At 61.2% G+C, this 25,441-nt stretch carries 20 protein-coding genes; 11 read left to right on the plus strand and 9 right to left on the minus strand.

Annotation, left to right across the window (positions count from 1 at the left end):
- Window positions 1-20: 20 nt before the first annotated feature.
- On the plus strand, window positions 21-788 hold the full coding sequence (locus Q7T36_RS17475) for a 3-hydroxyacyl-CoA dehydrogenase (protein ID WP_304851834.1): 768 nt from the start codon (window positions 21-23) through the stop codon (window positions 786-788).
- A gap of 8 nt (window positions 789-796) precedes the next feature.
- Here the strand turns inward: Q7T36_RS17475 and Q7T36_RS17480 are convergent, their stop codons facing one another.
- Window positions 797-1,822 (minus strand): AraC family transcriptional regulator, encoded by a 1,026-nt coding sequence (locus Q7T36_RS17480; RefSeq protein ID WP_304851837.1) that lies wholly within the window; start codon window positions 1,820-1,822, stop codon window positions 797-799.
- A gap of 110 nt (window positions 1,823-1,932) precedes the next feature.
- On the opposite strand from Q7T36_RS17480, the gene Q7T36_RS17485 reads away from it, so the two are divergent.
- The 5 genes from Q7T36_RS17485 (at window position 1,933) to Q7T36_RS17505 (ending at window position 5,046) form a co-directional block, all read left to right on the plus strand.
- A complete protein-coding gene (locus Q7T36_RS17485) occupies window positions 1,933-2,568 on the plus strand; it encodes a hypothetical protein (protein WP_304851840.1) in 636 nt (211 codons plus the stop codon).
- 217 nt (window positions 2,569-2,785) lie between these two features.
- Window positions 2,786-3,217, plus strand: coding sequence for a hypothetical protein (locus Q7T36_RS17490; protein ID WP_304851843.1), 432 nt, complete (start codon window positions 2,786-2,788; stop codon window positions 3,215-3,217).
- A gap of 169 nt (window positions 3,218-3,386) precedes the next feature.
- Window positions 3,387-3,659 (plus strand): hypothetical protein, encoded by a 273-nt coding sequence (locus tag Q7T36_RS17495; RefSeq protein WP_304851846.1) that lies wholly within the window; start codon window positions 3,387-3,389, stop codon window positions 3,657-3,659.
- 15 nt (window positions 3,660-3,674) lie between these two features.
- On the plus strand, window positions 3,675-4,541 hold the full coding sequence (locus Q7T36_RS17500) for an alpha/beta fold hydrolase (RefSeq protein WP_304851849.1): 867 nt from the start codon (window positions 3,675-3,677) through the stop codon (window positions 4,539-4,541).
- Window positions 4,542-4,641: 100 nt separating this feature from the next.
- A complete protein-coding gene (locus Q7T36_RS17505) occupies window positions 4,642-5,046 on the plus strand; it encodes a hypothetical protein (RefSeq protein ID WP_304851852.1) in 405 nt (134 codons plus the stop codon).
- Here the strand turns inward: Q7T36_RS17505 and Q7T36_RS17510 are convergent.
- The 3 genes from Q7T36_RS17510 to Q7T36_RS17520 all read right to left on the minus strand — a co-directional run bounded on the left by Q7T36_RS17510 (window position 5,043) and on the right by Q7T36_RS17520 (window position 9,159).
- Window positions 5,043-5,858, minus strand: coding sequence for a DUF4349 domain-containing protein (locus tag Q7T36_RS17510; RefSeq protein WP_304851855.1), 816 nt, complete (start codon window positions 5,856-5,858; stop codon window positions 5,043-5,045). The two genes, Q7T36_RS17505 and Q7T36_RS17510, sit on opposite strands and share 4 nt — an antisense overlap.
- A gap of 114 nt (window positions 5,859-5,972) precedes the next feature.
- The gene (locus Q7T36_RS17515; RefSeq protein ID WP_304851858.1) at window positions 5,973-6,491 is read right to left on the minus strand and encodes a hypothetical protein; all 519 of its coding nucleotides are present in this window, start codon (window positions 6,489-6,491) and stop codon (window positions 5,973-5,975) included.
- Between the two features lie 4 nt (window positions 6,492-6,495).
- Window positions 6,496-9,159, minus strand: a complete 2,664-nt coding sequence (locus Q7T36_RS17520; protein ID WP_304851861.1) for a LuxR C-terminal-related transcriptional regulator — start codon at window positions 9,157-9,159, stop codon at window positions 6,496-6,498.
- Window positions 9,160-9,361: 202 nt separating this feature from the next.
- Here Q7T36_RS17520 and Q7T36_RS17525 point away from each other — a divergent pair, with 202 nt between their 5' ends.
- Both Q7T36_RS17525 and Q7T36_RS17530 read left to right on the plus strand, forming a co-directional pair.
- Window positions 9,362-11,674, plus strand: coding sequence for a hypothetical protein (locus Q7T36_RS17525; RefSeq protein ID WP_304851863.1), 2,313 nt, complete (start codon window positions 9,362-9,364; stop codon window positions 11,672-11,674).
- 702 nt (window positions 11,675-12,376) lie between these two features.
- A complete protein-coding gene (locus tag Q7T36_RS17530) occupies window positions 12,377-15,154 on the plus strand; it encodes an AsmA family protein (RefSeq protein WP_304851865.1) in 2,778 nt (925 codons plus the stop codon).
- Between the two features lie 23 nt (window positions 15,155-15,177).
- Here Q7T36_RS17530 and rtcA read toward each other — a convergent pair whose 3' ends face one another.
- From rtcA to Q7T36_RS17545, 3 genes are all read right to left on the minus strand, one after another.
- Window positions 15,178-16,194, minus strand: coding sequence for an RNA 3'-terminal phosphate cyclase (rtcA, locus tag Q7T36_RS17535; protein ID WP_304851868.1), 1,017 nt, complete (start codon window positions 16,192-16,194; stop codon window positions 15,178-15,180).
- A gap of 8 nt (window positions 16,195-16,202) precedes the next feature.
- On the minus strand, window positions 16,203-17,426 hold the full coding sequence (locus Q7T36_RS17540) for an RtcB family protein (protein WP_304851871.1): 1,224 nt from the start codon (window positions 17,424-17,426) through the stop codon (window positions 16,203-16,205).
- A 574-nt stretch (window positions 17,427-18,000) separates the two neighbouring features.
- Window positions 18,001-19,551, minus strand: coding sequence for an RNA-binding protein (locus Q7T36_RS17545; protein WP_304851873.1), 1,551 nt, complete (start codon window positions 19,549-19,551; stop codon window positions 18,001-18,003).
- Between the two features lie 236 nt (window positions 19,552-19,787).
- Here Q7T36_RS17545 and rtcR point away from each other — a divergent pair, with 236 nt between their 5' ends.
- The gene (gene rtcR / locus Q7T36_RS17550) at window positions 19,788-21,374 is read left to right on the plus strand and encodes an RNA repair transcriptional activator RtcR (RefSeq protein ID WP_304851876.1); all 1,587 of its coding nucleotides are present in this window, start codon (window positions 19,788-19,790) and stop codon (window positions 21,372-21,374) included.
- Window positions 21,375-21,396: 22 nt separating this feature from the next.
- Here rtcR and Q7T36_RS17555 read toward each other — a convergent pair whose 3' ends face one another.
- The gene (locus Q7T36_RS17555) at window positions 21,397-21,987 is read right to left on the minus strand and encodes a TetR/AcrR family transcriptional regulator (RefSeq protein ID WP_304851879.1); all 591 of its coding nucleotides are present in this window, start codon (window positions 21,985-21,987) and stop codon (window positions 21,397-21,399) included.
- A gap of 99 nt (window positions 21,988-22,086) precedes the next feature.
- On the opposite strand from Q7T36_RS17555, the gene Q7T36_RS17560 reads away from it, so the two are divergent.
- Together Q7T36_RS17560 and mutY are read left to right on the plus strand one after the other, a co-directional pair.
- Window positions 22,087-22,932, plus strand: a complete 846-nt coding sequence (locus tag Q7T36_RS17560) for an oxygenase MpaB family protein (RefSeq protein WP_304851882.1) — start codon at window positions 22,087-22,089, stop codon at window positions 22,930-22,932.
- 165 nt (window positions 22,933-23,097) lie between these two features.
- Window positions 23,098-24,141 (plus strand): A/G-specific adenine glycosylase, encoded by a 1,044-nt coding sequence (mutY, locus tag Q7T36_RS17565; RefSeq protein ID WP_304851885.1) that lies wholly within the window; start codon window positions 23,098-23,100, stop codon window positions 24,139-24,141.
- On the opposite strand, the gene Q7T36_RS17570 is transcribed toward mutY, so the two are convergent.
- Window positions 24,121-25,377 carry a diguanylate cyclase gene (locus Q7T36_RS17570; RefSeq protein ID WP_304851888.1) on the minus strand — a complete coding sequence of 419 codons (1,257 nt, stop codon included), beginning with the start codon at window positions 25,375-25,377 and terminating at the stop codon, window positions 24,121-24,123. The two genes, mutY and Q7T36_RS17570, sit on opposite strands and share 21 nt — an antisense overlap.
- Window positions 25,378-25,441 lie beyond the last annotated feature (64 nt).

Raw genomic sequence — 25,441 nt, forward strand, 5'->3', positions numbered from 1 at the left:
TGTGAAGGAGCATCCTTTTCATGCAAATCGCAAACAGCGTCTTTCTGGTGACCGGCGGCGCGTCCGGTCTGGGTGAAGCCACCGTCCGCCGCATCGTGGCCGATGGCGGCAAGGCCGTGATCATGGATGTGAACGAAGCATCGGGTGCCGCGCTGGTAGCCGAACTGGGTGCGGCCGTGCGTTTCGTGAAGACGGATGTATGCTCGGAAGCGGATGTGCAGAAGGCGGTGGATGTGGCCCTGAACGAGCTGGGCGGGCTGCACGGCGCCATCAACTGCGCCGGTATCGGCACCCCCGAGAAGGCGCTGGGCCGTGAAGGTCCGCTGGCGTTGGACCGTTTCAACCGTGTAATCCAGGTCAATCTGGTCGGCACCTTCAACGTGATCCGTCTGGCCGCCGCCGCCATGGCCAAGCTGGCCCCGAACGAGGAAGGCGAGCGCGGCGTGATCATCAACACCGCCTCTGTCGCCGCCTTTGACGGCCAGATCGGCCAGCCTGCCTATGCCGCCTCCAAGGCCGGCGTGGTGGGCATGACTCTGCCGCTGGCCCGCGAATTCTCGCGCTACGGCATCCGTGTCGTCACCATTGCCCCCGGCCTGTTCGAAACCCCGATGCTGATGGCGCTGCCGCAAGAAGCCCGCGATTCGCTGGGCGCATCCGTGCCGTTCCCGGCGCGTCTGGGCCGTCCGGTGGAATTTGCCAGCCTGGCCGCGTCCATCATCGGCAATCCGATGCTGAACGGCGAAACGATCCGGTTGGACGGGTCGCTGCGGATGGCGCCCAAGTAAGTTGTTTTTCAGGTCGGGCTTCGCCCGACCTGATTCCCGCCCCGAAACTGCGCCGGCGTCACGCCATACCACTGCCGGAACGCTGTCGAAAACGCGCTGTGCTCCGCGTAGCCCAGCAGCAACGCAATATCCAGCAACCCCAGCCGTTCATTGCGCAGATAGTGGCAGGCCAGTTGCCGCCGCTGTTCCTGCAACAAGTCCTGAAAACTTTCGCCTTCTTCCGCCAGCCGCCGCCGCAGGCTGCGTTCGCTGACGTTCAGCCGCGCAGCCACTTCCGGCATGGTGGCCTGTTGCCGGGGCAGCAAATCAGGCAGCACCGCCAGCACCTGACGGCTCCACACGCCGGTCACGGGTTGCGCGGCCTGTAGCGCCCGGGCGCGGTCCAGCATCAGCGCGTGCAGGTCGGGGTCGGCGTGCAGCACCGGCAGCGCCAGCCAGTCGGCGGGGAAGCGCATGCCCGCCTGCAATTGCCCGAATTCCAGTGCGCAGCCGAAATAGCGGCGATAGGCTTCCGGGTCGGCGGGTTTGCCGTGGGTGAAGCGGATGCTGTCCGGCGTCAGGGACTTGCCCACCAGCCATCGCCCCAGGCTGAGCCAGGCTGCCAGAATGAAATCTTCCAGCACCGGATGCGGCCGCCGGTCGCGCAGGCCCCACGCCAGTTGCACGGCGTCTCCGTCGCGGGTCAGCGTCGTCAGGCCCACGTCCATCACTACGCTTTCATAGGAGGGCATCAGGCTGACGGCATCACCCAGCGTGCGGCTGCTCATGGCGAGGTAGCCCAGTGCGCTGAAGGTGGCGGGCCGCGCCTGTGCGCCCAGTTGCAGGCCGCAGGTCGGACCGGCCAATTCACCGAAGGCGTCGAGCAGTTGTTCCAGTTGTTCCAGCGGAATGACGGCGGCGGGGTCGGCCAGCAAGTGCTTCAGGGCGTCGGCCTGCGGCAGCGGCGTGTCCCGCACGGCGTCCAGCACGGTTTGCACCAGCGCCCGGCTGACGTTGCCATGGCCGTTTTGCGCAAGCGAGTGTCCGGGATTCATAAGCAGGCCGTGATTCGTTTTTCCATACTGCAGTCTAGCGGATTGTGCCGCCGGGGAAACCGGGCGTTGTCGGTCCGGCAATCGACTTTTTTGGCTGAAGGAGCCCGATCATGGTCAGTGAAGCCTCCGCCCGTTCGCTGGCGGTGTTGCGCGATACCTCCCACATGTCGTGGATGGTGATCCCGATGTTGCTGGTGGTGCTGTATGTCTATTTTCAGGAAGTGGAGCGCGGCAATTTCAGCCGGGTACTGGCGGGGCTGGCGTTCTGGGGCATGGACTGGTTCAACGAGATCTGGAACGGGCTGGTGTTCCATTTTTCCGGCCACGCGCCGGTGTGGGGCATTGCCGGGGATACTTCGCTGCTGATCCTGATGGGGCTGAACATCGAGATTACCTTCATGTTTGCCATTACCGGGGTGCTGGCGACGCTGGGTCTGCCGAAGGACAAGAATCTGCAATGGCTGGGTATCAATAACCGCTGGTGGTTTGCGGTGATTTTCTCGGCGATGAGCGTGTGTGTGGAGATGATGCTGAACGCGGCGGGGATGCTGGTGTGGGATTGGCCGTGGTGGGGGCGGAGTGCGCCGTGGGGGATATTCTTGCTGGGGTATCTGCCGTTTTATGTGGTTTGCTACTGGGTTTATGACATGGATTCCATGCGCAAGCAGATTGTGACGGTGGGCAGTCTGTTTGCGGGGTTGGGGGCGGCGTTGCTGGTGTTTGGGGTGGGGTTGGGGTGGCTTTAGGGCTGCCCTTGGTTTGGGTGGGGAGCGGGGTTGGAATTTGGGCGGGGTGGGGGTAGGATCGGGCAGGAATTAAGGAGCGAATTTGGTGGAACTTCTTGGGAATTCATCGAAAAGGCTTTGGTTAACAATGTGTTGTGGGGGTGTGCCGGGATTGAACACCAAGGGTGGGAGTTATGGCGTCAATTTTGGTTGTTGAATTCAAAGTAGGCTGCACAAAATGCCGCTACCGTTCTTCGTAGAGTGCGAGCAATCCGCGCCACGGCTGTACGAGCTTGCTGATGGCAGGCTACAGCTAGTTGAAAAAGGAGCGCTTGCTCCATTCATGCCTGGTCATCGCTATCTCCTGGTAGAGAGGGAACTTGCTGAGTTCCTGAAGGAAGTCGGGCTGGAAAGAGTTCAGTACCAACAGGCTGTCATCTACGACCCGCTGTCGAAGGAAGAGATCACCACTCATGTTCGTCTTCGAGTCGGCCAGCTATTCAATAGTGAGCAAATCAAAGATATCAACTTGAACGGCCCGCGTCTGTTAACCATGGACGATGAGTACTACTTCGTCAGTCCAGAGTTAAAGGTTTTGCTGGAGAAGAGTTCGTTCTCTTATCTTCGCTTCAGTGAAGGGCTCAGTGGGTTCGCCGGGAGTGCAGCCTAACCCTTCCATCAAGAGGGACGTTGCTGCTGTAGAAAAACCCCTTTTTCAAACAGTCGTAGGGCGCATTAAAATGCCCCGGATTCACATAGAGCACGCCACGCAGCACCGAAACCCATGCGCGGCAAATCATGCACAAGGTTGATCAATGCAAGGGTGAGGAGTCGGACGAATGAACACCTACCATTTCACGATTGTCATCCGCGATGCGCGGACCGATATGACCGGCCTGGAAGACAGCCTCTTCACCGCCGGTTGCGACGATGCGCTGGTGTGCAGTCACAACCAGACGGTGTATCTGGAATTCGACCGTGAAGCCGACAGCGCCGAAATCGCCATCCGGTCGGCGCTGGACAACATCCGCGCCGCCGGTTTCAACGATCCGGTGATTCAAGAGGCCGTGGTTTCCACGCTGGCGGAAGTGGCGCGCGCGGCGCGCATATGATTGATGGGTCATCATATGGCAACCCTAACCGAATTAGTCCGCGCCGGAAGTGATCAATTCGCCATACGTGATTTTGGCGGCAGCGGCCCCGACATGCTTTTGGTTCACGGAACCGGTCACAACCTCGAAGTATGGCATCCGCTGGCAGAAAAGCTGCGCGGTAAATTCCGGATGGTTGCCTTTGATCTGCGCGGTCACGGACAAACGCCTGCACAATCCACCAACGCGGAACAATACTGGCGGGATATCGGCGCATTGGTTTCCGCACTGGGACTCAAGAGCCCTTTGCTGGTCGGCCACTCAACTGGCGGTTATGCCATTTCCGCGTACGCGGCGGCCGGTGGGGAATGCTCGGCGCTAGTGGTGCTGGACGGGTTCACCCTCGACGGAAGAAAGACGCCGGAAGAGGCCAAAGGGTGGTACTTGCCGAGCGAACAACTCTGGAATCTCTTCCGGTACGGGTGGGAGGCAGGTGTCGATGAAATGGAGCAGTACATCGCGGAGGTGTGCCGCAACTCGCCGGGAGACTGGTTAAACGCGGGTGTGGACCAAACTCTGGTTGCCGCATTTACCCGGCGGTCGTTCATGCAGCACGGCGCGGGTTTCATTCGTCGGCCCGGCATGGAAGAAATCGCGGTTGTCTCGGTTCCGGACCCTGAACAGCCGATCTATCCGGCCATAGATCTCTACGACCATATCAAGGTTCCCATCGGCTTTGTTTTGGCTTCAGCCGGGCTCTACGGCAATCGAGAGGCGGATTTGCAGCGGGTTGTCGGCCGCGAAAGCAATCGTTATTTGCTCAAATGTGATTGTGGACATAACGTGCACATGCTGAAGTCAGGGGAAATTGCGGAGTTCATCCTGAGCCATTTTGGCAAGTAGCGGGGCGAGCAATCCCGGACTACACCCCCCCATCCGGCCAGCTCCCGCCACCCGTCCCGGCCATTATACTGAGCCAGACCGCCCCCGCCCGAGCCCCGCCATGAACATCACCAGCTTTAACGACCTGCTGACCGCCGCCCGTCAACAACCCGAACCGCAGCGCCTGCTGCTGGTCTTCGCCCGCGCCGAAATGCCGGAGACAGCCTCCGCCGAACAACGTCAACGCTTTGAAACCCGCTCCGGCGGCTACCTGCTGCCAACGGTCTGCGTCGACAAGCTGCCGGAGGAGCTGAGCACCTTTGCCGCGCTGGTTGAGGAGTCGAAGGCGACCGGCCAGGATTGGGACATGGTGTTCCTTGCGGGCATGTCCGGCAAGGCCGGTTTCACCCCCGGTAGCGACGAGGCGGTGCAGCCGCTGAAAATGATGGTGGAAGCCATTGAGCAGGGGCGGGTCAGCCAGTTCCTGACCTTCAACAAGGCCGGGGAACCGGTACGCTTCCTTTAACGACGGCCCCGGACGCGCCGCGACACCTTGCGGATTACCAGTAACAGCACCATCAACAGCAATCCCCACGGCACAATATAGGCCATGGCAATAATGATGCCGGAAATGGCCCAGGACAGGTGCCAGCCAAATTTCTGCAGCGACTCGCTGACCGGCTTCATCAGGTTCTGGTTCATCGTGGAGGCAATCTGCATCTCCACGATCTCGGTATCCACCCGCTGCAGCAATTGCGCCTGCTCGCCGCTCAGTGCTTCTATGTTCCCCTGAACCGCCGCCAGCTCCTGGTTGATCTTGATCAGCGAGTCGATGTCATGCCCCGGCTTGGCCTGCAAGGCGCGCAGGCTGTCGCGGTAAGCCTGCTGCATGGCCAGCTTCTTGCCGGTGTCGGCAATCGGTCCGGCCAGGTCTTCCGCCGTGGTGGAGGAACGGGTGATCTCTCCGGACTTGCCCAGCGCCTTGACCAGCGGCGTGCGGGCAGCCGGGCTGACCCGGAATTTCAGATCGGCGCGGACGATGTCGCCGGTGGTCAGGCCGGATTCCAGCACCGTGCAGTCTGCTGGCAGGGCGGCGCAGGCCTTGAGCACGGCGTCATAGGCGGGTTTGACGCCGCTTTCGGCCACGTTGAAGTCGTAATGGTGGACATAAGCCAGGGTGCGTTGCGGAGTCGGGACACTTCCTCCGCTCTTGGAAGAGCTGGCCTCGGCCACAGGCGCACTGGCGGCCTCCGGGTTGTAGGACTCTTCCTTTTTGGCGCATCCGGCCAGCAACAGCAAGGTCAGGCAGCACATCAGGGGGTAATGGAAATGACGCATGGGGGCAATCCAGTGCATGAGGGGGCGTGCCGTGATTGTGCTGCCTCGCTGATGGCGGAGACAAGGCTTTTTACCGGGGCGGCGTTCAGGCTCCCTGCTGATTCCTCCCGCCCGTCACAGGCGGCGGATGGCGACCTTGACGGTTTGCGGTTTCAGCCCCGCCGCATCCATGGGAGCATAGACCGCCTGCTCTTGGGTAAATTGCCGGATGGCCGCATCCAGCGCCGCCATCACGGCATCCCGGTCGGTGGCGTCAATACCGGCCAGTTCCACCGCCCCCCGTTGCGGATTCATCAGGTAAAAGCGCTGCTCGGACTCGTTCAGGCGGGGAGCGCCGGTGACGGTCACCAATCCGGATACCGGCATGTCCAGACCCGGCAGCTGCACCGTCACCGCCATTTGCGCCTGCAACAGCCCTTGTTCCGCATCCAGGGTCACCACCGGGTTGCCCAGACGCAATTCCCCCAACGCCTGGTTCCCGGCGTTCGCCGGTTCGGGCGGCAGTTGCGGGGCGGGGCGGCCGGCCGGCATGAACGGGGGCGGGGCAGCGGTTTCAGTTCCGCCCGAATACAGCAAGCCTCCGCCTGCTGCCAGCAACAGAAATGCGAGGATGGTGGCGTGTCGGGGACTCATCGGGCTACCCCGCCAGCCGTTGGCCGCTTTCGGCACGGCTCAACGCCGCCATGGCTGACGTGCGGTTGCCCACTTGCAGCTTGGCGAAAATATTTTTCAGGTGCCACTTGGTGGTGGACAGGGAAATATCCAGTTCACGGCTGATTTCCTTGTTGGCCAAGCCGCGCCGCACCAGTCCAAGCACTTCCAGCTCCTTGGTGGTCAATGGCTCCGGTCCGCCGGAGGCGGGGGCAGCCACGGTGGGCTCGGGGGGGTAGAGCACATCGTTATATAGTTGCAGGTAGACATCCGGCAGGGTGATCAGGCCTTGCTCATGCGCGCGCCGGACCAGGTCGCCAAAGCCCGGAGCTTCATCGAAAATGGTGCGTATGGCGCACTGCAGGCCCACACGGGCAAACAACTCGCCCAGCGCCTGCATGGCGGGTTCGGTATGGCCCTGCAGGTACAGGATCACGATCCGGTTGGCTTCCACCACCACCAGCCGGGTGCGCATGTCGGTGGCCGCCAGTGTCTGGCTGATGTTCTGCAGGATCTGCAGCGCCCGGTCAAACTGCTTGCGGGTACGCAGGTACAGCGCGGCGGCAATGCCGCCGTAGACCCAGCCTTCGCGGTAATCTGGCGCGGGTGCGGACCAGGTTTTGGCGGTCAGGGCGTCGGCCAGGGCGTATTCCTCGGCGATGCCCTTGACGGCGGTGGTGTTGCCGGTTCGTATTGCCTGGGCCAGCTCTTCCGCCAGCAGTTGGTTCAGCAGCCGCCGGTACTGGCCGTGGCGCAGGATTCGCCGCAACTCCAGCAGCAGCAGGTTGCCGCGCGGCGAATGCCCGCTGATGTAATGCAGGCGCGCCAGCGTGACGTAGACATTGAAGACGATTTCCGTGGCGCAGGCGAAGTCCACATGCTGGATCAGCGCCTCGCACAATTCGCGGGCTTCGGCGGTGCGGTTCTGTTCGTAGAGGCTGACCCCCATGCAGGTGCCCGCCGTGACCCAGCCCGGCGTGTACGGACGGTCGGCCAGGCGGGTATAGAATTCCTGCGTCATTTGCCGCGCGGCCAGGATATGCCCCTGTTCGCGCTCCGCCAGAATGCAGATCACATCGGCAAAACTTTCCAGATAGTCATGCCCCAGGTTGCCGAGCAGGATCTTGGCTTCCCCGGCAACCCGCACGGCGGTGGCGCACTCTCCCTTCAACAGGTGATGGCGCGCCGCCATCGCGGTCAGGGAGTCACGCAGGTCGTAATAGGGAATGCCGGCATCCTGGAACTGGTTGGGGTCGTACCACAGTCCGTCATCGTCCTGAAACAAAGCCAGCAACTTTTCCATATAGCGCAGCTTGCCGGGAATGCGGTCGGAGCATTCCACGGAGCTGATGCACAACCTGATTTCTTCCAGGCAATAACGGGCCTGTCCGAACTGGCGGGTGAAAAGCAGTGCGGCGATTTGCGGAATGAAGAGGCCGGGGTCATGGCGTATCCGCGAAGCATCCACCTCTTTCAGGCTGTCCAGAATGGCAACCAGACGGCCCTGGTGCAGGCGCTGTTCACAGACCGTGCGCAGCATGTCCTGGTAGGGCTCGTCTAGGCCGGTGCGGCGGACGTGGAACAGGGCCATGCTTCCGTCGCCATTGGCCAGCGCGTGGCGGGCGGCGGCCAAATGCAGCGCCTGCAGGCGTTCCGGCGCCTCCTGCTGCAACCGGCTTTGCAGGAAGCGCCGGAACAGCGGGTGATAGCGGTACCAGCCCGGCAGTTCCTCGACCGGTTGCAGGAACAGGCCTTTATGGAGAATCTGTTCCAGCCGCGCACCGGTGTCTGCAGCGCCAAGCAGGCTTTCACACAGCGCCAGGTCAAACTGGTCCAGAACCGCCGTGGCCAGCAGGAATTCCCGTTCCGACGCTGGAAGGCCTTCCAGCACCACCTCTGCAAAGTAATCGACCAATTCAGGCTGTCCGCCGTGCAGGACGGAGGCCGGGGTAGGGCGGCCGGGGCGCGTGCGCGCCAGCAGCGCAAGCTTCAGTCCCGCCATCCAGCCTTCCGTCAGGCGGAGCAGGTTCCCCGATTCCTGTTCGCCGGGCAAGGGCACGCCCAACGCTGCGCACAGCGCGGGCAGTTGTTCGGCGGGCAGGCGCAGGTCATGGCTGTCAATCAGCAGCAGGCGGTCGTCCAGTTTCAGGCGGCTGAGCGAGAAGCCGGGGTGGTTGCGGCTGGAGATGATCAGGTGCACCTGCGGCGGCAGGTTTTCGAGCAGGCGGGCAAAAATGCACTGCACCAGCGGCGCGGCGGCGTAATGAAAGTCATCAATCAACAGATAGATGTCGTCCGGGCAGGCGGCCAACCCGTCGGCCAGCGCCTCCGCCAGCAAGTCGGCTTGGTTGGCGTCGGTGCTCAGGGCGTTGCAGGACAGCATGGCGAAGTCCGGCAAGGCGCGGCGCAGGGCTTGGTTGAGATGCTGCAGGAAGACCAGCGGGTCGCTATCGCGGCGGCCCAGGCTGAGCCGGGCGGTGAGGCGGTCGGCATTCTCCCGCTCCCAGTGGTTCATCAGGGTGGTTTTGCCCGACCCGGCCGGCGCCAGCACCAGCGTCAGGGCGAATTCCCGGCTGCGGGCCATCAGGTGGAGCAATTCCGGACGCACCAGACGGTCTGAGCGCGGCAGGGAGGCGGAGGAGGAACCCATATGCGAGGCTCTTTTTGTTGTTTTGTTTGTCAAGTTTTTTCCGATCAGGGCCAGCTGAGTGCGGATAAGCGGATTATAGCGGGGGATGGGGAGGGTGACCCCCTCCCTAAGTAGGGGTTTTTTGTTAACTCAAGGGGGTAGCATTGCCATCCTGATAGCCTGTTTTTTGGGCGGGTGTGCGGTTGATCAAGGGAGTACCACCATGAAAACAATAATCACGGGCTGGACGGGCCTGCTGGCCTTGGCGGTGAGTGGCGTTGCCGCCGCCGCGCCGGCCTTCCCCGACCAGGAAAAGCTTTGCACGCTGGACACCGCGCGTGAGGCGCAGCGGGCCGCCTCGGCCGCCAACTTCCCCCAGCCGGTGGTCAGCCGTCTGCTGGTCAACGGCGTCAGCGTCTGGACCACCGGTTCCACCGCCGCGCCGGTGCTGAAGCCGGGTGATGTCGTCACCCTGCAGGGCACGGGATTCGGCGCCGGGACGGACATCGACTTCAGCAAGATCATGATCGGCAACAGCCGTGTGCTGGAAACCGACCTGGTCATGTTCAAGCAGAACCTGGATCTCATCGCCCAGGTCAACTATGAAACCACCACCACCCGCAGCCAGTGGCCGAAGGATGTGGTGGCGTGGACCGACACCCAGGTCCAGTTCAAGGTGCCGGTCCATGCCAGCAAGGGGCCGCTGGTGCTGCAGGTGCAAAAGCGCACCGGAGCCATGCCGTCACTGACCAGGCCGGGCAAGGCGCATAACGTCATTGACGCCCAGACCAAGCGAGTCACGGACACCGCCTACAAGCACAAGTGCGATGTCGTCTCCACGCTCAGCACCCAGACCAAGGCCACCCAGCCCATTCCGGTAACCATCAGCAACACCGGCTTTGACAGCCTGGTGACGCTGGGCCGCAAGATCTTCTGGTCCTATGACTTCAATATCGGCCTGGCGCACAAGATGCGTTCCCTCGACTGGGCCAAGATCTTCAGCTACAAGACCACCGACCCGATCACCCGCCAGCCCGCCGATCCGGCCAAGTTGTTCGGGGCCATCAAGACCGTGGCGGGTGAAGTCCCGGCCGAAGCCATCAACGATGTCTTCTTCGATCCATACCCGATGCAGAACCCCATCCCCGGCTTTTTGCTGGTAACGCCGCAAAAGACCAAGGGCAATACCAAAAACACCGGCTGGGTGGGGTACCGTACCGCCGAATCCAGCCATCCCTACAACGGCAACGGCGCGTGGGCGGGTTTCAACTGCGCCTCCTGCCACGGTTACCGCATCAGCTATGAAAAGACGCCGGGCGCCAAGGTGACCAAGGTCATCCCCGGCCTGCCAAACCCGGAATGGAGCATGAAGTGGACGGTGCTGGGCGACAAGACCGGCGCCACCACCGCCAACTTCGACACCATTGCCGCCAGTGAAGAGGGGCCGTCCTGGGCCCCCGGCAAGGCCGACATCGACAAGACCACGTTGCTTTACTACATGCCGGCGGGCGCGGGCGAGCACAACATGGTGCGCGCCACGGGCGAAGGCAGTGAAACCGATAACGATTACCAGTTCTCGCCGGTTGCCATCCCCAATGTCACCAACCACATGCCGATCCGCCGCTCCTTGTCGCACACCGAGTCTTATGTCGGCTTTGAGGGTTCCTACATTCACTCCGAAGAACCTGACGGCGCCATGGGCGCCATGGACGCCGCCAGCCTGAAGGCGCTGACCGCCTACATGACCACGCTCGATGCCAACGACAAGGACTTGATCAACGTCGGTCTGTATCGCTGGTTGAAGGCGGGCAACAAGCTGGCCGCGCAGACCGGCAACGCCGCGCTGACCGAAGGCCAGTTCGTGCAGGCCGGCTGGCAGGCTTATCCGGGCGTGGCATCGGTTGTCAACACGGGCAAGGCCGCCTATGACCGCGATTGCGGCAGCTGCCACACCGACAACGTCGGCGCCAACACCAACGAACGCATGTTCCGCCTGGACGAAGTGGGCCGTTTCTTCGCCCCCACCATCTATCAGAAAGAGCAGCAGTCAATCCGCGCCACCTACCTGCGCGACATCTACTGGGTGCAATCGCGAGGCCTGCTCTCCGACGGCCACGTCCGCAATGTGGAAGACCTGGTGAACCCCGATCGCTGCACCGAAGGTTCGGCCCTGTACAACCAGTACTACACCCTGCATGCGCCGGTGCGCCCGGCTCTCGGTTCGCCCGATCAGCCCGCAGCCTGGCCGGACCTCAACCGCAAGGGTGATGTGTTCCGGGTTTACCGCAATACCGAGTACAGCGCCACCGACCCCTCGACCCAGCGCAACCGCTTCATTGAGCGTCACAAGTACTTCACCAAGGTCAGTTGGGATACCGGGAACTATTACTGGGACTTCCAGAAGATGCGTCGTGAATACGGTCCGGCGGAAATGGGCACGGCCGCACCGATCGGCCTGCCCGCCACGCCGCACCCCTGGTGTGCCGGTAACAGTGGTGACGTGATGGCGCTGGTGCAGTACGTATTGACCAAATAAGGAGCAGGCCTGGTTCTGTGCGCCACCCGCCCCGGTTCGTCCGGGGCTTTTTTTTGACCGGTTGCGGTAACACCCGCCTGTAACCGAACTGTTACCGCGTTGTTTCACGATGTTACCCGTGCGCTCACAAGTGTTACCTTGACGGTGTAAAGATGTTACCGGTAACACGGTTTTGCCTTGAATGAATTTCGATCATGATTGTTAAGTTTTTGTTTTTAAATAGTAAAAAACTAATTTTGAAAGTTGGCACGGCATCTGCATTGTTATAGGGGCGCAACAACAAAAACAAACAGCGCAAACAACAACAATGACGAAAACGTCAAAACAACAATAACGTGCAAATGCATGTGCTTCGCCGGACAAGGATTGCGGGCAGGCCAAGCGGACGATAAAAAAGATAAACGTCTGCACGCAAAGATGGCAACCAAAAATACAATGGCCATCCCTGGTTAGCGATACGACGAACAACAAAAAGCAAGGCGTCGGGATACGTTGACATCGACAACAACAAAAACGACAGCGAACAACAACAATAAGAGGTAATACTCAGCGCACGCGGGGACTCCGGTCCCCGCGCCCTCTGTCCAAAGTCACTCCCTTCCCCCGATAACGCGTTGATCCCCCCGTATTTCCTAAAAAAGCCTTGCCCGCTCCGGCCTCAGGCGCTAGCTTTGTCACACAACTTTATGGACGAATCCTGATATGTCCCGCGCGCTCAAAATCCTTGGCATCACCGTCGCCGCCCTGATCGGGCTGGTGTTGCTGCTGGCTGCCTATATCCTGTTCTTCATCAATCCCAACGACTACAAGGCGGAGATCGCCAAGGTCGTCAAGGACAAGACCGACATGGATCTGGTGATGAAGGATACCCTGAGCTGGCAATTGTGGCCGCGCATCAGCCTGCATCTGGGCCAGACCACCCTTACCGACACCCAGGCCGGCAAGACGCTGGTGGCCATCAACCAGGCCGATGTCAGCGTGCAGGTGATGCCGCTGCTGGCGAAGAAAATCGCCATTGACCAGGTGCTGCTGGACGGCGCCAAAGTTGACTTCGTCGTCTACGCCAACGGAACCACCAGCTGGGACCGCATGCTGGCCAAGTTGAAAAGTGCGCCCGAGGAAAAGTCTGACAAGATCGATTTCAATGTCAGTGTGCTCAACATCAGCAACAGCGCGCTGCATTTCCATGATGAAAAGAACAAGCTGGACGGCAACCTCGACAAGCTGCTGGTGCAGGCCACCAACATCGACCTGAAGAAGGCTTTTCCGGTGCGGCTGAAGTTCGTCTGGTCGCAGACCGACGCCCAGGGCAAGACCCTGATGGCCGACAATGACCTCAACACTGTGGTGCAGCTGGATCAGGATGCCGAAAAATACCTGCTGAAAAACCTGACGGCCCGCAGCCATCTCAGCGGCACCTTGCTGCCAGCCCCGGTGGTGGTGGATCTGGAGGCTGGCATCAGCGCCGACCTGAAGCAGCAACTGCACCAGGTCGACGGCCTGAAGCTGGCGGTCGATTATAAGGATCCCAAGCTGACCAAGCCCGCACACGTGGACCTGACCGGCAAGATCAACGCCGACATGAAGCAGCAGAAGGTCTCCGTCACCGGCCTGACGCTGGCGGCCATTTACCCGGAGGCCGGGCTGAAGTCCCCGGCCACGCTGAAGCTGAGCGGCGATGTGCAGGCCGACCTGGCCGCGCAAACCGTCAACATGCCCGGTTTGACCGTGGATGCCGCCTATCCGGCCGCCAACCTGTCCGCGCCCGCGACGGTGAAATTGAAAGCAGCCATTGTCGCCGACCTCAAGCAGCAACTGGTCAACCTCAGCGGTATCGTGGCTTCAGCCAGTTATCCGGATGCCGGTCGCCCGGCACCGATTACCGCCGACATGAGCGGTGCTTTGTCCGCCAACCTCGCTACCGGTGCGGTGAATTTCGCCCCGCTGGACGTCAAGGCCAACATCAGTGACAAGGCCTTCCCGAAAGTGATGCCGGTGCACCTGACCGCGCCCATCACCGCCAACTGGAAGGAAGGCAAGGTTGCCCTCAACGGCTTCACGCTGGACGCCCTGAGCATCCAGACCAAGGGCCAGTTGTCGGCCAGCCTGCCCGCCATGGCCGCCACCGCCAAACCCGGCACCCCGGTGATGCAGGGCATGACCCTCAGCGGCAATATCGCCACCAGCCCCTTCAACCTGCGCCAGCTGATGCAAACGCTGGGCATGGCCGCGCCGGTCATGGCCGACAGCTCCACCCTGCAACGGGTCAGCGTCAGCACCCAGGTCAGCGGCAACGAAAACAGTATTTTGCTCAAGGGCCTGAATGCGAAGCTGGATGACAGCACCCTCACCGGCGAAGCGGGCCTCACCGACCTCAAGACCGGCAAGATTTTCGCCCGGCTGAACGTGGACAAGATCAACCTGGACCGCTACCTGCCGCCGGTGGACCCCAACGCCAAGCCTGCGCCTGCCGCCAAGACCGCCGGCGGCCTGTTGCCGGTGGAGCTGCTGAAGAAGCAGAACCTGGATGTGGCGCTGACCGTGGGTTCGCTGACGGCCATGAAGTATCCGGTGCAGAAGCTGCAAGTCACCGCCACCGCCAAGGACGGGGTGGTCAATGTCAGCCAGCTGGGCGGAACCGTTTTGGGCGGACGATTCAGCTTCCCCACCATCATTGACGTGCGCGGCGCCAAGCCGGTGCTGTCGGTCACCCCCAGTGTCGAGCAGATGCAGGTGGAGAACGTGGTGCGGCAGTTCACCAAGAAGGACCTGCTGGCCGGGATTGCCGCTTTCAACGGCACGCTGAAGATGAGCGGCAACTCGGTGGATGAGTGGCTGGGTTCGGTGAACGGCGCCAGCAAACTGAGCTTCAATAACGGCCTGCTGAAGGGCGTGAACATGATGCAGCTGGTCACCACCGAGATGGGCAAGTATCAGGCTCTGCTGCCGTTCATTACCGGTAAGGACGCCGCGACGCTGGTCAGCAAGCAGAACAACACTGACATCGCCAGTTTTCTGGGCGAGGCGACCATCAGCAACGGTACGGTGCAGAACAAGCAGCTGAACGCCGACCTGAAGAAGGCGAAGCTGAGCGGGAACGGCACTTTCAGTCTGGTGACGCAGCAGGTGGATTACAGCTTCAACCTGTTGCTGGACAAGTCAATTGTCGGCGATAACCTGGCGGGATATGCCTTCCCGATCCGCTGCAAGGGCAAGGTCACTGAGATGGCCTCGCTGTGTTCGGTGGATGGCCGGGCGGTGAAGGACATGGCGGCCAAGGCGCTGCTGAACAGCAAGGAAGTGCAGAAGCTGAAGACGGATCTGGCGGCCAAGGAAACCGAAGTCAGGGCAGAGGTCGCCAAGAAGCAGGCGGAAGCTGAAGCCGCAGCAAAGGCGAAGATTGACGAAGAGAAGAAGAAGGCGCAGGAAAAGGTGAACCAGAAGCTGAATGAAGGGTTGCAGAAGTTGTTTAACCGGTGATGACAGGGGTTGGGTGCAGGGTGCTACACCTGCACCCCAACCCTGTGACGCCCGCCTTCATCAGCGACTTCAAACCTCACCGGCAAAAACCGCTCAATCACCGCCATGTTCGTCCGGCAATGGCTGCTCACCACCGGTGTCGTAAAGCTGCCGCCCCCGGCCAGCGCCATCGGTAGCAGCAGCTGATCCGCCAGATGCTCGCCCACCGCCGCTCCCGAGGCCAGATAAGCGTTCACCTCCCGGCAAACCCCATGGGCTACACGCTCCGCTGATACGCCATGTTCGCCGAAACCGGCAAAAACCTCGCATACCGTTTCGGAAGGCACAAAAACCAGCAGCACATTCCCCGGTCCCTGGAGTCGTTCCGGAGTCCGCACGGTGCATAGCGCTTCGTTCAAGCCCAGTCTCTGCCGCACAGTTGCCAGCTCCCGTTCCGCCACATGCCCCGGCACTCCGCTGATCCAGCTTTCGGCACGGGTTTCCCCGGCTCCGCCGCGTTCACACAGGTGCAAGGCCCGCAGGGCAGGGGTGGGTGTCACGCACAGCCGCACCTCACCCCCTCCCGCCGGGTAAAAGCCGTGCGCCAGCAACTCCAGCGACGCTTCAACGCCCATGCGCGCCAGCAACGGCAGGAAGGCATGCTGCAGGAAATCGGCGGGTGGTGCGGACGGGTTGTGCGTGCCACCGCTGACGGTCACCGTGCTGGGGGCGTCGGCGCAAAGCAGGGCGGGCAGTACGGTTTGCAACACCAGCGTGCAACTACCCGCCGTGCCGATGGCAAAGCGGTAATCGCCGCCACGTACCGCGCCGGGCCGGAAGAGCAGCCGCTGTGAACCCAGCGCCGCGCCTTCCGTGTCCGCTGTGCCAATGGCCTGGGCTGCCTGTACGGCGGTCAGGTGCTGACGCAGCAGTCCCGGTTTCTGGCGGCCGGCGCGGATGCGGTCAATCACAAAGGGCTGCCCCGTGCACAAGCTCAGCGAAAGGGCGGTGCGCAGGATCTGCCCGCCGCCTTCACCGAAGGATCCATCCAGTTCAATCATGGTTCACCTCACCCCTTCACACAGACAACCTGCTTCAATGTATGCACAATCTCCACCAGATCGCGTTGAGCATGCATCACCGCCTCAATCGGTTTATAGGCCGAGGGCGTTTCATCCAGCACTTCCGCGTCCTTGCGGCACTCCACCCTGGCCGTGGCCTGGATGTGCTCCGCCACGGACACCAGCTTCTTTGCCGCCGTCCGTGACATCACCCGTCCCGCCCCGTGCGAGCAGCTGTGGAAACTTTCCTCATTGCCCAGACCTCGAACAATGAAGGACTTGGCCCCCATGCTGCCGGGAATGATCCCCAGCTCGTCCTTGCGCGCGCTGACCGCACCCTTGCGGGTCACCAGCACGTTGTTGATGCCATAATGCTTTTCACGCGCTACGTAGTTGTGGTGGCAGTTCACCGCCAGGCTTTCGGTGGTGAAGGGCTTGGCAATGACACCGCTTACGGCGCGGATCACGTTGGCCATCATCAATTCACGGTTGGCGCGGGCAAAGCGCTGCGCCCATTCCACCGCGTGGAAGTAGTCGTTGAAATGCTCGGTGCCTTCCGGGAAGTAGGCCAAATCCTTGTCCGGCACGTGGATGAACCATTTCTCCATGTCCTTCTTCGCCAGTTCGATGAAGAAGTTGCCGATGGCGTTGCCCACCCCGCGTGACCCGCTGTGCAGCATGAACCACACCCCCTGGGACTCATCCAGGCAAACCTCAATGAAGTGGTTGCCGGTTCCCAGTGTGCCCAGATGGTTCAAGTGGTTGGTGTTCTTGAACCGGGGGTACTTGTCGGTCAGCGCCTTGAAGTCATCGGCCAGATGCGACCAAGCGGCTTCGGCCTCGGCCGGGGCGTTGGTCCAGGCGCCCTCGTCGCGCTTGCCGGGCGTGCGGCCGTGCGGCACGGCGCGCTCAATGGCCGAGCGCAGCGGCGCCAGATTATCGGGCAGGTCCGAAGCCATCAGCGACGTTTTCACTGCCATCATGCCGCAGCCGATATCCACGCCCACGGCGGCGGGAATGATGGCGCCCTTGGTGGGAATCACGCTGCCGATAGTCGCGCCTTTGCCGACATGCACGTCCGGCATGGCCGCCATCCAGCGGAAGATGAAGGGCATGTGGGCGGCGTTCAGCAATTGCTTTTTCGCGTCCTCTTCCACCGGAACGCCTTGGGTCCACATTTTCACAGGTGCGCTGTTGCCTGTTTGCAGTACATCATAGTTGCCGGTTTTCATGGCATTTTCCTTGTTTACACGGTCTTCAATAAGGTCCGGTGACCAGAGTGGTGAAACGTTTTCCTGCTCTACCGCTGAGCTACAGCCCCATAACGGATTGGCGGGGCTGACGGGACTCGAACCCGCGACCTGGAGCTTAGAAGGCTGTAGTTCCACCGGCATTCACCGGATTAACGGAGGCAGGCAACCAGATTGGTGAAACTTCTGCTCTACCGACTGAGCTACCGCGCCGTTCCCGAAGGGTGACGGCCCGGGCGGGATTCGAACCCGCGACACGATGTAGTTCCACCGGCATTTGCCTGCCAATTCTTTGAGCTTCGGTGTTTGCCAAAGCTCCGGTTTATCCTGGGAGAACGCGACCAGGGTGACGGGATCCGCCGGGCGTCAGCTTCCGGCGTAAGGGGGACTGTAATCCGCATCGGCATTCGCGTTCAAAGCAAGAGGCGTGACCAGGGAGGCGAGAGTTCACCGCCCCCGAAAGGGCGGGGCCGGGTTTGAACCGGCTTGACCAAATGTACTCCCGCCGGCATTCACGCCAATTCGGTTCTCCGCTCCCCGGTTGCCCGGGGGAGGGTTAAAGTTCCACCTGACGGATCACGGTTTCCCAGTGACCCGCCGCCATTTCATTGCGGGCAAACAGGCCCAGCAGCCTGAACACCTCATCGCTGAAGCCGCCGATGTTGAGGATATCCTCAACATCGGCTGCCTGCGTGGTTTCATGCGGTTGCACATCAATGCAGACCAGCCTGGCTTGCGGGTTCCGTTTCCGGATTTCCGCCCACTCATGCATCATCTGCGTGGCGCCGTGCCGCCGGTTGTCCACCCACGATTCGTTGTCGGAAACAAACACCACCAGGTCAACCGCCGCCTTTTCCCGGTTCAGCCGCGCCAGCGGTGCGCTGCAGTTGGTGCCGCCGCCGCCAATCCCGGCCAGTTTCTGCGCATTGGTCATCACCGTGTCCCGGGCGTTCAGTCCCAGCGCCACCACATCCACCTCAAACGGCATCACCCGGGTTTGCGGGTTGCGGCGCAACAAGGCGGCCGAAACCAGCGCCGCCACATCAATGCATCGCACCGACGAAGTGGCACCCGGCCGGAAGCCCGTGGCCGGTGATTGCATGGAACCAGACACATCCGGGCAAACCACCACCCGGCCGGTCAGTTCCGGCACGTTGCGCAGAGAGGCTTCCAGTGCATCCTGGAGCGCGTCTGCCAGAGGACGCGGCAAATCCTTTGCTGCTGTCCAGGACGTCATCAACTGATACGGAAAGGCCTTCGCCTTATGCACCGTCGCGGCGTCGCCCAGACGGGCGGCCAGCCGGGCCACTACAGCCGGGTCGGCAAAGACGCCGTGCCGTGACAGCGTATTCAGGTTCATCCGCAGCGACTGCCAGCTCATCCCCTGAGCCAACCGAGTCCATTCTTCCGTTTGCAGCGGCAGCGAGGTCAGCATCAGGAACGGCACATCCGGCAGTTCCTGACTGACGCCGCGCTTGTAAAATTCAAAGGCGCGAATGTTTTCCGGCAGCGCATCCAGTTCAAAGGGCTTGCCCAGCAACCAGCCGAAGAAGGCGGCGCGCCACGGCTCGGCCGGTTGCGGATGCACCATCTTCACCACGTCGGCCAGCGACGGGTCATTGCCGATGGCGGCATTCAGCAGTTGCTGGGGCGTTGCGGTATTCAGCCATTGCTGCACCAGCTTCTTCGGCCGTGTTCCCAGCGACTTGCGGCCGGTGGCTCCGGAACGCACGATCTGCACGAAGTTGCGCAGCATGCGGCCGTTATCCACCACGGCGGCAAAGGCCGGCGCCAGCAGGGCGCTTTGACGCTGCGCCAGCAAGGCCAGCAGCAGCGCTGGCATGTCCTTCATGAAACCCTGACGGCGGCTGTACACGGCCAGCTTGGCCAGGAATTCGTCATCCACGTCCTGCGCCATGTCCAGCACCTTGGCCAGTTGCATGTCGGCGGTGCTGTAAAAGGTATGGTTCAGGCAACCGGTCATGGCGTATTGGGCCAGGGCCGCTTGCGGGGTCAGGGCGTAGGCCGCCGCGCCTTCATGATTGCGGGCGCCAGCCTTCGCTAACAGCTTCCCGCTCAGGGATTTGAACAAGCCGGCGTTGGCCATGATGCACCTCACTGTGTCGTCAGTATTTATTTCGATGCCGGTATCAATGCCAGAGCTGTGCCAGCATCGTCACTACAAGTTAATTATTTTTCAAGCTTATGTTTTTTATAAAAAAATTTATTGGTTGTAGCTCATGAGGGCTGTGTTTTTCTGGCGGGTATTCGGAAAGTACAATATTAAATTATCGTCATATATAAATTATGATAGGCGCGGTCCCTGACGAGAATCCATACGCCATGAAAACAACCCTGTTCAGCTTCCTTGGTTCCCAGCTGGATGCCGCCAGGGGGCGCGGCCGTTGGGATAAATGGCGGCCCAACGTGGCGCTGTGCCAGCATGAGGACTTCCTGGTTGACCGGCTGGTGCTGTTCTACAACGCCGACTACACCGCGCTAATGCAGCAGGTGGTGGCGGACATCGGCTTCATTTCGCCGGAAACGGTGGTGGAGCCGGTGCTGATGCCCTTGCGGAATCCCTGGGACTTCGAGGAAGTCTATGGAGCCTTGTATGAATTCGCGCGCGGCTATGACTTCCATCCCGAGGAAAACCGCTATCTGGTGCATATCACCACTGGTACGCACGTGGCGCAAATCTGCCTGTTCCTGCTGACGGAGACACGTTACTTCCCGGCGCAGTTGCTGCAAAGCTCGCCGCCGCGCAAGCAGCAGAACGGCAGCGCCGGGCATCTGGACATCATTGACCTGGACCTTTCGCGCTATAACCTGCTGGCGGGCCGCTTCGCCGCCGAGCGTGAGGAAACCCAGTTGCGTCTGAAGTCCGGTATTGCTACCAGAAATGCCGATTTTAACCGCATGATCGGCGAAATTGAGCAGGTGGCATTGCGCTCGCGCAGTCCGGTGCTGCTGCTGGGTCCCACCGGGGCCGGTAAATCCTTTCTGGCGCGCCGCGTGTATGAATTGAAGAAACAGCGTTACCAGTTGCAGGGCGGTTTCGTGGAAGTGAACTGCGCCACGTTGCGCGGCGACGGGGCGATGTCGGCCCTGTTCGGTCATGCCAAAGGCGCGTTCACCGGGGCGGTCAGCGCCCGATCCGGCTTGCTGCGCAGTGCGGACGGCGGCTTGCTGTTCCTGGATGAAATCGGCGAACTGGGGCCGGATGAGCAGGCCATGCTGTTGAAGGCGGTGGAGGAAAAACGATTCTATCCGGTGGGGTCGGACCGGGAAGTCGGCAGTGATTTCCAGCTGATTGCCGGCACTTGCCGTGACTTGGCGGTGGAGGTGGCGGAAGGGCGGTTCCGTGAGGATTTGTATGCCCGCCTGAATATGTGGACCTTCCATTTGCCGCCCTTGCGCGAGCGCCGCGAGGACATTGAGCCGAATCTGGATTTCGAGCTGGCGCGGTTTGGGCAGGAATATGGCCGCGATGTGCGTTTCAACAGCGAGGCCCGGCGGCAGTACCTGCAGTTCGCCTTGCGGGACGAGGCGAAATGGCAGGGAAACTTCCGTGATTTGTCGGCCTCGGTGACCCGTCTGGCGACACTGGCGGAAGGCGGCCGCATTCGTGAGGACGATGTGCAGCGGGAAACAGGACGCTTGCAGCGACTGTGGCGGGGGGCCGGGGAAGTGGATTTCCCGCTCTGCCGGAGGGCGTTGGGGGAGGCCTTTGCCGGGACGGACGAATTCGATCTGTGGCAACTGGAGGGCGTGTTAAGGGTTTGCCGGTCCTGCGGGTCATTGTCGGATGCCGGGCGCAAGTTGTATGCACAATCCCGGCTCCAGAAGGCTTCCAGCAATGACTCCGACCGCCTGCGCAAGTATCTGGCGAAATTCGGGCTGGACTGGCAGGGCGTGCAGGGGGGTTAAGTGAGGGGTTTGTCTGATCTCACTATCCCAGCTCCCTTTCCACCATCTCCCCAAACGCTGCAATCAACGCCTCCCGGCTCACCAGCGGCGACGGCTGGCTGATGTAACGCACCAGTGTAAACAGCACGCTGTTGATCAGAATATAGATGCGCGCCGGCAAATCAGCCTGGCTCACCACCGGCGCCCGCTGCAGCGCATACAGGCTCAACACCCCCAGCAGTTTCTGCTCCAGCGCATCAATACCCCGCATGAAATCCAGCTGCGACCAGTTCCGCAGCACCTTCAGGTACAGCCCGTTTTCCGCCTCCAGATAATCCCAGACATCGTTCAGCAGGTCCTTCACCCACGTCCGCAACGGCTGCTGCGCCAACGTCGCGCTGCGGGTATCCACCAGCGCCAGCAATTGCGCCACGATGCGGTCCAGCAACGCTGCATATAGTGCCTCCTTGCCATCAAAATACTGGTACAGCGAACCGATGCTGATCCCTGCCGTCTCGGCAATGCGAGCGGTAGTGGCGTCGCCCAGCCCGTGTTCGGCAATGGTCAGTGCGGTGGCGTCAATCAGGCTGTCCACCATCAGGCGTGAGCGGGCCTGCCGGGGTTGCTTGCGCATCAGGGATACTCCAGATATGCGAGAAAAAGACGATTTGTATGCGACTAAATAATCGCATTATAGTGGCCGTGTCAAATGAATTAGTACGTGAGTGCCACTATGCGAAATCTGTTCTGGGCCAGAAAAGAACTGGCTAACCTTGACCCGGTGCAGGATGCCCGTCGTTACGCTCAACTGACCTTCGAAACCCGCTACGGGTTGCCGATCTTCATTCACGCCCTGTTTTCGGTGGCTTTTGCCTACAACATGGGCGACCCGCGCATTGCCAGCGTGCTCTACCGTGAAGGCACCGGCTCCATCATCAAGAACACCCGGCAGCGCAATTTCGAGACGCTGGTGTTTTTCGGGTTGATCTACGAACACGGCGACGGTCCGGAAGGGCAGCGCATCATTCAGCGCATGCAGAACATCCACCGTCATTTCCGCATTCCCAACGAACTGTACCTGTACACGCTGGCTACGCTGGCCTGCCTGCCGCGCCGGTTGTCGGAACGTTTTGCCGGTCAGGACGGCCTCAGCAAGGACGAACTGGAGTCCCAGTTCCAGTTGTGGCTGCGCGTGGGCAAGATGATGGGCATCCAGGACATCCCGCAAACCCAGGATGCCTATCTGGCGTGGATGCTGGACTACGAAAAGACGAATTTCAGCCATACCCCGGGCGGGGAGGCGGTGGTGCAGGCGCTGGCGGTGGAGTGGGCGGAGTACTGGTTCCCCAAGCCCCTGCAAGGCATCGCGGAAAGCCTGTTCTATGCGCTGATCGACCCGGAGTTGTATGAAGTGCTGGGTGTGCCGAAGCCGTCGCGCTGGGAGGCGATGATCGCCGGGCAATTGGTGAAGGGCTTCATCAAGGCGGTGCGGGTGCTGCCGGATGTGCCGGAGCGCAGCCTGATCAAGACCTTCAGCCGCAATATCGATGAGTTGAAGTTGAAGGCGAAACTGGCCTGACAACACTGTGATGTTATTTGTAGGTCGGGTTTGAACCCGACAGCCGCCCTCTGAGCGAAGAGTGTTGTTGGGCTGAAGCCCGACCTACAGACATGCGGTGTGCAGTGGATTTGACGAGGCAATCCCGTCAGAATCCGGGGTTTGCAGTTCAGGCAGACCCCGTTCATGTCCCAATCTCCCGAATTCGCGCAGGATGTGCTCGACTGGTTCGACCAGCACGGCCGCCATGACCTGCCCTGGCAACAGGCGGTCACCCCTTACCGGGTCTGGGTCTCGGAAATCATGTTACAGCAGACGCAGGTTTCCACGGTCATGCCGTATTACGAACGGTTCATGGCCCGTTTCCCCACCGTCGCCGATCTGGCCGCCGCCTCGCAGGGTGAGGTGCTGCAGCACTGGGCAGGGCTGGGCTATTACGCCCGCGGCCGCAACCTGCACAAGGCCGCACAGGCAGTGATGGCGCAGGGCGGGCAATTCCCGGATACGCTGGAAGGGTTGGAGGCCTTGCCCGGCATCGGCCGTTCCACGGCAGGTGCCATCCTGGCGCTGGGCTTTGCCCAACGCGGCGTCATTCTCGACGGCAACGTCAAGCGGGTGCTGGCCCGGTGTTTTGCCGTAGACGGCGACCCGTCCGGCACGGCAGCGCTGAGCCGCCTGTGGCATCTGGCGGATGCCCTGACCCCTCACCAGCGCACCGGCCCCTACGTGCAGGCGATGATGGATCTGGGGGCGACACTCTGCACCCGCAGCAGGCCATTGTGCCTCTATTGCCCCTTGCAGGGCCGCTGCCAAGCCTTTGCGCTGGGCACTCCCACGGCTTTTCCGGGCAAGAAGGCGGCCAAGATCCAGCCCGTCAAAGCCGCGTTTTTCCTGTTGATCGGCAATGAGCGTGGAGAGCTCCTCTGGGTGCGGCGTCCGCCCTCCGGGATCTGGGGCGGAATGTGGTGCCTGCCGGAAGTGGCGGTCGCCGGCGAAGCCGAATTACGGACCGTCCTGGACGAACGCTTTGGTATTCAGGATGCGGTTCTGGAGCAACTGCCTCCGTTCCGGCATACCTTCAGCCACTATCACCTGCAGATACAACCGGTGCGGGTCAAGGCGGCTATGCCACGGGTGGAGGAAGGGGAAAGCAGCTGGCTGACACCGGAGCAGGCGGAAGGGCGCGGCTTGCCCGCGCCCTTGCTGAAATTATGCCGGGACATCCGCTGAGGACTGCGGGTGCATCCGGAAACAATGCCGCCCGCTGCCCTTGGCTTCATACAGGGCTTCATCCGCCTGTTTCATGGCTTCCTTGAGGGTGTTCTGGCCCAGCGGCGCCAGCGTATTGACGCCAATGCTGACCGTGACATGTTCCGCCACCGCGGATGACTCGTGCGGAATCTGCAGGTTGTCCACCCAGCGCAGGATGCGTTCCGCTACCTGGACGGCCCCGCGTGCAGGGGTGTTTGGCAGCAACACCACGAACTCTTCGCCGCCATAACGTGCGCCCATGTCGGCAGGCCGCATCAGCGCTTCCTGCAAGGCGCGGGCAATGGCCTGCAGGCACTTGTCCCCGGCGGCATGGCCATAGGTGTCGTTGTAACGCTTGAAATAGTCCACATCCATCAGCAGCACTGAAAACGGTTGCCGGTCACGCATGGCGCGGTCAAATTCCTTTTCGGCGACTTCGTCAAAACTGCGGCGGTTGGGCATGCCGGTCAGCGCGTCTTCATGGGCAATCTTGTCCAGCTTGCGGTTCAGCCGCACCAGCTCCTCTCCCTGGATCTTGGCCAGCAACTCCTGAAGGAAAGCAAAGCGCTCCTGCCGCTCGGTGATGGCGGCCAGCGCGATGATGACCGTTCCGTACAAGACGTAGTAATACGTAAAAGCCAGCAGATTGACCGGGAAGCCCAGGGTGACGGCGGTCAGCAGCCCGGCCCCTGCCGCCGTCAGGTAAAACAAGAGCAGCACCGGTGTTGAAAAACGCAGTCCCAGCGCGATCAGCAGCATCGTGATCATCTCGTTGTAGACGGCGTAGTCGTAATACGCATTTCCTTCTGACATAAAGATGTGCTGCTGGATCAGCACCATCTGCATCAGGCTGACCGGGAACATGACTTTATGGAAGTTCCGGCGCACCCAGGGCAATCGACTGCCGTACAGTATGAACAGGATGGCCGCGCCCACCGGGAAATAGACGGACTTGAAAAGAAGGAAATGATTGGCGCTCAGGAGGTCCCGAAAATACACCCAGGCCATGCCGAGGATCACGGAAAACATCAACAGCAGCAGCCATTGCCCGGAATGGATATAGAACAGGCTGGATTCCACCCGTTTTTCCAGGAACTGAGCCTCCATGCGCTCGGGAAATTTAAAGAATATCGGGCGTCGGGAGAGAATCAGGCGGATATAGGCCAGGGTATGCCTGCGCTCGGCGAGTTCTTCGACGGAGTGGTCTTTGCGCATGGTCAGGGCACAACCTTGTTGTGATATGAAAAAATAACACCGCCGTCACGACTGCGGTCAAGGC

It is taken from the genome of Fluviicoccus sp., from assembly GCF_030646115.1.
GTDB lineage: Bacteria > Pseudomonadota > Gammaproteobacteria > Pseudomonadales > Moraxellaceae > Fluviicoccus.